The 9,348-nt window shown below is 64.9% G+C and carries 9 protein-coding genes and 1 pseudogene; 6 read left to right on the forward strand and 4 right to left on the reverse strand.

Features of this window, described 5'->3' with window-relative positions; all coding sequences use genetic code 11:
* Nucleotides 1-83: 83 nt before the first annotated feature.
* Together BO39_RS28360 and BO39_RS28365 are read left to right on the forward strand one after the other, a co-directional pair.
* Nucleotides 84-476 (forward strand): MarR family transcriptional regulator, encoded by a 393-nt coding sequence (locus BO39_RS28360; RefSeq protein WP_043840095.1) that lies wholly within the window; start codon nt 84-86, stop codon nt 474-476.
* A 326-nt stretch (nt 477-802) separates the two neighbouring features.
* Entirely contained in the window at nt 803-1,546 is a 744-nt protein-coding gene (locus BO39_RS28365) for an ion channel (RefSeq protein WP_052402983.1), read from the forward strand.
* A 118-nt stretch (nt 1,547-1,664) separates the two neighbouring features.
* Here BO39_RS28365 and BO39_RS30665 read toward each other — a convergent pair whose 3' ends face one another.
* From BO39_RS30665 to BO39_RS32155, 4 genes and pseudogenes are all read right to left on the reverse strand, one after another.
* Complete coding sequence (locus BO39_RS30665; protein WP_052402984.1) at nt 1,665-2,228, reverse strand: hypothetical protein; 564 nt, start codon at nt 2,226-2,228, stop codon at nt 1,665-1,667.
* Nucleotides 2,228-2,869, reverse strand: coding sequence for a recombinase family protein (locus BO39_RS35095; RefSeq protein WP_342666351.1), 642 nt, complete (start codon nt 2,867-2,869; stop codon nt 2,228-2,230). The genes BO39_RS30665 and BO39_RS35095 overlap by 1 nt, the downstream gene beginning before the upstream one ends.
* Before the next feature lie 6 nt (nt 2,870-2,875).
* Nucleotides 2,876-4,219, reverse strand: a pseudogene (locus BO39_RS32150) (recombinase family protein); the annotation flags it as partial.
* A 230-nt stretch (nt 4,220-4,449) separates the two neighbouring features.
* On the reverse strand, nt 4,450-5,832 hold the full coding sequence (locus BO39_RS32155) for an exopolysaccharide biosynthesis polyprenyl glycosylphosphotransferase (RefSeq protein ID WP_169742890.1): 1,383 nt from the start codon (nt 5,830-5,832) through the stop codon (nt 4,450-4,452).
* Between the two features lie 351 nt (nt 5,833-6,183).
* Here BO39_RS32155 and BO39_RS28395 point away from each other — a divergent pair, with 351 nt between their 5' ends.
* From BO39_RS28395 to BO39_RS28405, 4 genes are all read left to right on the forward strand, one after another.
* Nucleotides 6,184-6,405: a hypothetical protein gene (locus tag BO39_RS28395; protein ID WP_156964094.1), complete on the forward strand. Its 222-nt coding sequence runs from the start codon at nt 6,184-6,186 to the stop codon at nt 6,403-6,405.
* An 821-nt stretch (nt 6,406-7,226) separates the two neighbouring features.
* On the forward strand, nt 7,227-7,484 hold the full coding sequence (locus BO39_RS35100) for a hypothetical protein (protein WP_281175644.1): 258 nt from the start codon (nt 7,227-7,229) through the stop codon (nt 7,482-7,484).
* A 67-nt stretch (nt 7,485-7,551) separates the two neighbouring features.
* Nucleotides 7,552-8,085 (forward strand): IS3 family transposase, encoded by a 534-nt coding sequence (locus BO39_RS35105; RefSeq protein ID WP_281175646.1) that lies wholly within the window; start codon nt 7,552-7,554, stop codon nt 8,083-8,085.
* 996 nt (nt 8,086-9,081) lie between these two features.
* Nucleotides 9,082-9,348: transposase (locus tag BO39_RS28405; protein ID WP_245615461.1), on the forward strand; the 267-nt coding region annotated here is incomplete at its 3' end.

Consider the following 9,348-nt stretch of genomic DNA (forward strand, 5'->3'; position numbering starts at 1 on the left):
GCTGGGCCGCTTGCTCATGACACGACAAAGGCCGGGCGCTCACGCGCCCGGCTTTCCTGTGCGCTCCCTGACCTAGGAGGTCGATGCCCGTGCAAGGCACACCGGACCAGTTCATCGAGGTCCTGCGAGAGACCATTGTCTCGCTCGTTCGTCGCGACGGGCCTGACCTCACCGCACGACAGCTCGGCGTCTTCCTGACCGTCTACCTAGGAGAGGGGCCGCATACGGTGCGCGGCCTGGCCTCGGCGCTGAACGTCTCCAAGCCCGCGATCACCCGCGCGCTAGACCGTCTGGGCGTGTTCGACTTCGCTCGTCGCAAGACCGACCCGAAAGACCGCCGCTCCGTTCTGGTGCAGCCCACCATCAAAGGCTCTGCCCTGCTGCGCGAGATCAGCGCCACCATGGCCGAGGCTGCCGTCGCTTCTTCGGAGACCAGGATGACACCACCGGCACGGCAGCAAGCCAGCAGCTCTTAGGGCCCTCTGGAGGTCGCTCCTCTCACGATAGCGAGTTTGGCCCTGTTTTGTGGTTTGTTTAGGCGAGTGGGAGGGCTTGGAATGATCTTCCTCTTGCCCGGGGCGTTCATCTTATGTCCTGACAGCGCGGATGCCCGAGAGGAGGAGCAAGGCGATGAGCTGGGCTGGATGAAAGCGCAAACTCCACAGCCGCAGCCAGAATCACCTCTCACGGTGGTCCGGAGGAGCCAGCGCCCCATGAGAGCGCACGCGACGCAATCGTGTCCTCACCCCGGCCGGAGCACAGGCCAAGTGGGCTGGGGCGGTTCCGCATACAGCTAAGGCGCATGTTCTATGGCCACCGGCCGGCCGCCGTGGCGTTCCAGGTTGGCCTCCTAGCTATCGACCTGGCTGCGATTGCCTACTTCCTTGCCACAACATTTGTCGCCGATGCGCCCTGGATACGTGCCGTCGCCTTGGCGCTCGGCATCTTACTCGCACTCGAGCTGCTGGGCAGGATGCTTGCCCACCGACACCTGATGCACTTCTTCGACAACGGTGCGGCGTTTGTGGACATCCTCGTTGTCGCCTCGCTGTTTGTCTCTGCCCTCGGCGCCAACCTCGGATTCCTGCGCATCCTGCGCACGGTTCGCCTCCTGCGGTCCTACAACGTACTCGGCCGCCTCAAGGGGCGCTTCCCCGCGGTGCGGCGCGACGAGGTAGTGATCCGTGCCTCCATGGACTTGGCTGTGTTCGTCGTCATGGCCTCATCATTGGTCTACGTGACCCAGCGCGGGACCAATGAGAAAATCCACGACTTCGTGGACGCGCTCTACTTCATCGTCGCGGCACTCTCGACCACCGGCTTCGGCGACATCACTCTCGTCGGCAGCACCTTTGGCGAACTGCTCTCTGTTATCATGATGATCGTTGGGATCACGCTGTTCTTCCGCCTAGCCCAGGCCGTGTTACGGCCTGGCGGGAAGGTGCTGCATCCCTGCCCCCAATGCGGGCTGCAGCGTCACGATCTGGATGCGGTGCATTGCAAGGCCTGTGGCTTAGTGCTGAACATTCCGAACGACAATGCTTAGGGAAACAGCAGCGCGGCCCTCCAGGGTGGGCCGTGCTTGAATATGCCCTGTCGACGGGCGATGAGGGTTGGTGCAAGCGGGTGCGGCGGAGGCGATGCGCCCCGCCGGCCCGCTGGTCTCATTCGGCGCTGAGGAGGCGCTGCTGCTCCCGCCAGTCGAGCGGCAGGCGGGTGTCGCGCATCAAGCGCGACGGGGTGATGGCGGCGGGCTGACTGCCCAGGAGGATAGCCTCGGTCAGGCTGGGGGCGAGGTAGGCGAGCCGGACAAGCCGGGCGAGGTAGGAGCGAGAGACGCCCTCGCGCGCCGCGATGTTCTCGAGCGAAGCATCGCCGCTGGTGAGCAGCGCATCGTGCAGCGCGTGGGCTCGCACGATCAGGCGTACCAGGGTCGGGTTGCGCTTGTTGGGGGCGGTGGGGGCGTCCCGGTCACCCAGCACCAGCGCTGTCTCCTGCCCTGCCCGCATCAGGGTGGCGGGCACGGAGAGCGCGACGGGAGCATGGACTGCATCGCCGGCGTCGGGTTCCGAACTTAGCAGGTGGTCGCGGAGGTGGCAGGGATCGAGCTGAAGGGTGACCGCCTCGTCGGTGACGTCGACACGGGTCAGCAAGCGATGCAGCAGGTCACGTCCTTCCGAGGGGCTGAGCCGAGGCCAGCGACCGGCGAGCGCCTGGGCAGCGCGCATCAGCCGGTGCTGCTCGGGCAGGCTCGTGGGGAGCGCTCCGCCATCGCCCAGACCGCCGAGCAGCCGCGGCGGTCGGTCAGGAACTGAAGCAGAGCATCGACAACCAGGCGTTCGAGGTCATTCGCTGGGATGCGGCGTCCATCAGGGGCGCGGCAGCGGCCGTCAGTGACCAGCCGGTGGGAGACATAGTAGCGATAGCGCACGCCCCGGCGGATGGCGTGGGTGGGGGTGAGACGATCGCCGGAGGCGTCGTAGGCGAGGCCGAGCAGCGGGGCCGGGTTGCTGCTCCGCTGTCCCGGGCTGCGGTCCTGGCGGTTGGTGGCCAGGCGCTGCTGCACGGCGTCCCAGAGATCCCTCTCCACGATGGCATCGTGCTCGCCGGGGTAGGTGTGGCCCTTGTGGACGACCTCGCCGCGGTAGAGGCGGTTCTGCAGCAGATGGAACAGGGCACCGCGAGGGAGAGGCCGGCCCGCCTTGCTGAGGACGCTCTCACGCGTGGCCTCCTCCCCCAGCGCGAGCACGGAGCCGAGGGCGAGGTAGCGGCGAAAGAGGTGCTGCACCCGCTCGGCCTCGGCCCGAACGGGCACGAGCTTCCTGTCGTGGACGGCGTAGCCGAGAGGCACGGTGCCGCCCATCCACATGCCCTTGCGGCGGGAGGCGGCGAACTTGTCGCGGATGCGCTCGCCCGTGATCTCGCGCTCGAACTGGGCGAAGGAGAGCAGCATGTTGAGCGTCAGCCGGCCCATGGAGGTGGTGGTGTTGAACTGCTGGGTGACGGAGACGAAGGAGACTCCGTGGGCGTCGAGCACGTCCACGAGCTTGGCGAAGTCGGCCAGTGAGCGGGTGAGGCGGTCGACCTTGTAGAGAACGATCAGGTCGACCTTACCGGCGCGGATGTCGACCAGGAGCTGCTGGAGAGCCGGGCGGTCCAGGGTACCGCCGGAGAGGCCGCCATCGTCGTAGCGGGCGGGGAGTGAGAGGGCGGCGTGGATCGCAGCCGTGCGGCTCGCCTCATGGACGTTGGCCGGTGTCGTGTCGGCGTCCAGCACCAGACAAGGCGCGCCCGCATCACAGCTCTCGGTCAGGTGGATCATGTAGCCGGTCCAGCGCGTGCTGCTTCTCGTTTGGTACCTCGCCTCCGTGTCGTAGGGCGATTCCACCCGATCCCCGGGTCCACGCCCCTGCACCGGTCGCAGGCGTGCACCGCCGGCTCCGTCCTCGGTCTGCTCGAAGTGACGCGCCCAAACCCGACGCAGCACCGCGACGGCGTGAAGGGCCGCGGCTGCGCGTGGTGTCGTCTGCCCCGCGAGAGCGTCCAGGAGGTGGAAGCCGTCGGCGCCGACGACGATCACGTAGGCATCACGTTTGGCCCCCCTCGGGCAGCCGCGTCTCCTCGATCCGCCGCCCGTAGCGCTCCTGCCATTCCGGCAAGGCCACCGCGCGCAGCCAGTCGGGAGCGACCACGGCCAAGGCGTTAAGGGGGGTGCGTAACGTCTCGGCCACGAGCTCAACCCGGTTCAGGTCACGCACTGCGGCGAGCACATGGGGGCTGTCCGTCCGCTGTCGCCCGCGGCCCCGGAGCAGACCGTCATCCCGTGCGGCGTCCAGGACCCGTTGGAGCAAACGGCCCGTGGCCTCGCCCACCAGCAATCGGGCGCGAAATTCACAAAGAACGCTGTGGTCGAAGCCGGGGTCCGCGAGATCAAGGCCGAGGAGGTATTTCCAGTCGATTGCGCTCAGACGGCCTCCGCCGCCCCACGATCGCTCAGGCCCTCGCGGAACTGGAGGATCGTGACCAGAGCCAGGCGCCACGGTGCGTAGGCGGGTTGGCCCAGGCGGGGGTAGAGGTCGGCGAAATCGGCATCGCTGAAGACTGCCCCAGGCCGGTCCCGCAGCACCAGGCAAGGGTTACCTCGCCGGAAGGCTGCTCGGGCAGCCCGGGCGGTGTCCTCGGGCACGGGCGGGATCGGTTGCTGCTGGCGGAGTGACATCGGAGATCTCCGAACAGAGAACCCGATGAAACGCCGCCGCCCAACCCCGGGCTGGCTACTTCGCCAACAGCGTCCGGTCGCTGGTGGGTGGTGAACATGCATGGCCTGAAGGGTGAGCAATGCTGAAGAGTGGTCAATGAAGGCTGGAAGCCCTCGAATGTCTGTTATCGAGATGGCCCTACCAAGAGGGCAGTGTACAGGCATTTGCCAGAAGCCCACTGGGCGGTCCTCTACCGAGCACCGTCTGGCCAGAACACGACGCGCAGGGTTTGAAGGATAATGCGCAGGTCGAACATGATGCTGAAGTTCTTCACGTAGAAAAGATCATAGCTGAGCTTGGATCGTGCATCGTTCAGCGAGGCGCCATAAGGATAGTTGACCTGAGCCCAGCCGGTCAGACCAGCCCGCACTAGGTGACGGTTCTCGTACAGCGGCAGTCGAGCAGCGAGTTGCTGGGTGAATTCAGGACGCTCGGGTCGTGGGCCCACGAAAGCCATGTCTCCGCGCAGGATGCTGAACAGCTGAGGTAACTCGTCCAGTCGTGTTCGACGAAAAAGTGACCCGGTCATGGTGATGCGTCGGTCAATCCTCGCTGCCCAGACTGCGCCCGCTCGCTCGGCATTTACAGACATCGTGCGGAGCTTGATGATGCGGAACACGCGTCCGCCGCGCGTTACACGATCCTGTCGGTAGAAGACGGGACCGCCATCGCCAAGCTTCACAGCTAGAGCAGCAACTACCAAGGTGGGTGCCGTCGCAAGCAGCAGCGCGATGCTTACCACGATGTCGAGCCCTCGCTTGAAAAAGCGATCCAAAGTGCCCATGGCAAAACCATCGGCATAAAGAAGCCAGTTGATATCTAGGCGTTTGAGATCAATCCGCCTGATTTCTCTTTCCAGGAACTGCGCGTACTCGCTCACCGGGTAACCGGCCATCCGGCAGGCTAGCAGGCCCTCCATGGTCAAGCCGCGCCGCTCGTCCGGGGCAACCACAATTTGATCGGGATTTCGTCTGCGGACGGCAAGGAGGAGCCCGTCAAGCCCAGGGATGATCTCGTGGGTTGGATCCGCTGCGAGGCGGGGGTCAAGCTCTCCAAGTTGGTCATCATGCACGAAGACGACTTCAAAGGCGAGTGTCCGCGCCTCATGGCCCAGCAGCCACACGAGGTCCCAAGCGCGTCTGCCCGCGCCGATGATGAGGAGGCGGCGACGAAAGGCGCCCTTGAGGCGAAGTAGGTGGAGTACCAAGCGTGCGGCTAAACCAGCTCCCGCAAAGCATGGAACCGCCGCCGCGAACATCAGGTGCACGTCAGGCATGCTGAATGGAGCTGGCAGGATCGCCGTGGCCACCCAGCCGGTGAGGCCGGCAGCACCGGCCGCAGCCGGTACGCGACCAAGGCTCTCACCCATTTGGACGAGCGCCTCACGTCGGTACAGGCCCATGGCGTAGAGGAACAGCAGGTCGGCTGCGGGGAAAAGCAAGGCGGCGGGGCTGACGGAATGATCTCTGCCAAGCAGCAGCAGCCCGCCCCAGCATGCGAAACCAAGGAAGCCTGTGTCTAGCAGGAACAAGGCGAGAGCGGCTGTAGGGCGGGCGCGTATCCGGGCGAGCACGGAATGCCTCCAAGGAGGACGTGGACTTTCCGGCCGGACCCGGCCAATGAGAAGCGGGCGCAACACGGATGTGCGAAACTGCTCTTTCAGAATATAAATACGCCGTTGTTCATAATATCTGGTTAAGCGGACCTTGGAGGAGACGCCATCAACGCAGCAGCGGTACGAATCTTCGATGCGGGCTGCAGAATCTCCGTGAATTCGCTGAACTTCGAACCGTCTTCCAGGACGTGGCGCTCTCTTCTGGGATTGACCCGGTTTCGTGGACACCCTGAAGCTTAGCCAGAGGTGTTCCTAATGCCCAAGGCGCGCTCGCCGTATTCACCTTAGTTCTGCCGTCAGATGGTTGACTTGGTTCGCGCCGGACGGTTGGCCGAGGATCTTGCCCGAGAGTTCGAGCCGGCCGCGCAGTCGATCGGTGCGTGGGTCGCCGCGGGTGACAAGCAAGAAGGCCGACAGGAGGGGATGACCTCGGGCTTGGCTACGGCCGAGCGCGACGAGTTGGCCCAGCTGCGATGGGAGAACAAGCAACTCCGGCCGGAGCGCGACATCCTCTCAAATGCCGCGGCCTGAATTGCACGAGAGACCGGCGCAGTGCCGAGGGGCTCTTCCGGTTCATGAGCGCGAACCAGGCCTGCTTCCCGATCGCCACCATGGCCCAGCTGCTTGGCGTATCCAAGGCTGGCTACCACGCTTGGTTCCGCCGCCCCCCTCGGCCCATGCCGTCGTCGACGAGGCATTGCTGAAACGGGTCCGGACCGTGCACGCGACGTCGCGCCAGATCTACGGAGCACCGCGGGTGCATGCCGATTGACGAGCCCAGGGCGAGCGGCATGGCTGCAAGCGGATCGCGCAGCTGAGGCATCAGGCCGGACTGGTGGGCGCCGGCAACTGGCACGGCGGCCCTACGACCACGCGGCGCGACAGGGAGGCCCGGCCAGCGCCTGATCTGGTTGATCGCAACTTCGCCGCATCGGGGCCTAACCAGCTCTGGGTAGCCGACATCACCTATGTGCCGACGGCGGCGGGGTTCCTGTATTTAGCCGTGGTGGTGGATGGACTTGCCCCGGAAAAGTGGAGGGTTCCTGATGAGGCAAAGGGAACTCGGTGACGCAGCAGAGACAGTACACAAAGGAATTCGAGGAGGAGGCGGTCCGGCTGGTCCGGACCAGCGGCCGGAGCCAGCGCGAGATCGCCGAGGATCTCGGCTTGGTTTGTCGACGTTGGTCCGGTGGATCGGTCGGAGCCAGGACCGGCAACTGGATAAGCCCGGGCGGCCTGGTCAGGAAGACGTCGTGGCCGAGCTGAAGCGGATGCGGCGAGAGAACGAGTTCTTCGTCAGGAGTGGGACATTCTCAAGCGGGCCACGGCTTCTTCGCCAAGGAGGGAAGTCGGTGAGGTTCGCGCTCATCGATGAGGCGAAGAAGGAGTTCCCCGGGCACCGTCTCCGCCGCGTGCTCGGCGTCAGCCAGAGCGGCTACTTTGCTTGGAAGGGCCGCCCGGCCTGTCACCGCCAGCACGAGGACATGGTGCTGCTGGCGCATGTCCGGTCAGCCTTCGCGCTCTCTCATAGCACCTACGGCAGCGCGCGGATGACGCGGGAGCTGCAGGACATTAGCCTGGCGGTCGGGCGCCGCTGGACGGCCCTCTGATGCGGGGGAACGGGCTCCGTGCCCGGCAGAAGAGGCGGTTCAAGCGAACCACCGACAGCCACCATGCCTGGCCGATCGCGCCCAACCTGCTGGACCAAAACTTCTCGGCGAGGGTCCCAACCAGAAGTGGGGCAGCGACATCTCCTACATCTGGACCCGCGAAGGCTGGCTGTATCTGGCCGTGATCATCGACCTGTTCGCGCGCCGCGTCGTTGGTTGGGCCGTGGCGGACGGGCTGCATCGGGAACTGGCGCTGGCGGCTCTGTGCAGGGCCCTCACCATGCGCCGCCCGGCACCAGGGCTGATCCACCATGCCGACCGCGGCAGCCAATACTGCTCCACGGACTACCAGGCCGAACTCCGGAAGCACGGCATCCTGATTTCGATGTCCGGCAAGGGGAACTGCTACGACAACTCGATGGTGGGGACCTTCTTCAAAACGCTGAAGTCGGAACTCGTCTGGCGCACCATGTTCGGGACCCGTCAGCAAGCCGGACAGGCCATCGGCCGGTACATCGAGGGTTTCTACAAGCCCGTTCGGCGCCACTCCGCGCTCGACTTCACAAGCCCGGCCCGGTTCGAGAGAATGACCGCCAACTAACGCAACACCTCTCCACCAAACCGAAGCAAGTCCAACACGCCGCTCAGTCAGTTGGGGCGAGCTTTGGGAAATGCCGGAAGCGCTGCAATCGACGAGCAACTTCGGTACGGAGTGGCTTCCTCAAAGTTCAATACATCAACAATCAACGACGTCAGTTGCCGCAACATCATGAGCATGGGTGTCACCTGGCCACGACGCCCTGAGGGCGGTGCATGATCACCTTGCGATACGACGGTTCGTGACGGACCGTAGATCCTGACGGTAATCGGAGCCACTCGTGCTTCTCACGGCGGCTTCCACACGTCTGATTTATCACAGAGGCATTATGTTAACCAATGGAAAACAGAACACGAAAGGGCCAGTTCTGTTAACGTGTGACCAGGGTGGGCTGCTCGAGCGGTGGAGCGACATCGCCCAAGGTGCGGATAACGGGAGGCAGCCGTTTCCGCTCATGCACACTGCCGAGGCGGTTCAGATATCGACGAACTTAGCAAACGACGCCGAGGATCCGGCTGTGCGAGCTGATGCCAAAGCAAGCTTGACGCAAGCAGCTGAAGCTATACGGCAGAGAGGCGAGGATATCACCAGGCGGCTCACACAGCGGGAGGGCGAGCCGCACTAGAGAAGTTCGACGGCCAACTCGTTGTCCGCTGGCTGAAGCGCGGATCGGCGCCAAGTTGAAGGCGGCAAAGACAGATGACCTCAGCGCCGAGGAATGGCTATCGCCTGTCCTGTGCATGTGGAGGTGACGCTGAAGCCGTTCCGGCCAGACCCTGTGCGGATAGTGCGCTCATCCACATCAACCTCCACGCCACGGCGTCGGCCCTCTTCGACGGCCAGAGCTACCGCTTCGCGCCGGCAATCCTCCTGCACCTGACCGGCTTGGGGCACGAACCGGTACGCGTCCTGACGCACGTAAACCATGAAAGAGCGGTGTGACCCTCCCCTGTAATGGTGGCCACCTCGGATAAGCTCCTGAGGGAGCGAGGTGCCCTGATCATGACGACGCGGCGTGAGTTCACGCAGGAGTTCAAGCGGGAGGCGGTAGGGCTGCTGGAGAGCAGCGGCCGCCCGCTGATGCGGGTGGCAAGGGAGCTGGGGATCCAGCCCTCGATGCTGCGCAACTGGCGAGGTCGGCTCGGATCTGACGCCGGTCGGGCTCCTGTTGCGGAGCGCCCCGTCTCGACGGCGGCGACGATGTCGGCGGAGGGGGCTGAGATCCGCCGGCTGCGGAAGGAGCTCGAGCGGGCGCAGATGGAGCGC

Origin of the sequence: Roseomonas aerilata DSM 19363 (assembly GCF_000711725.1) — a bacterium.
Classification (GTDB): Bacteria; Pseudomonadota; Alphaproteobacteria; order Acetobacterales; family Acetobacteraceae; genus Roseomonas; species Roseomonas aerilata.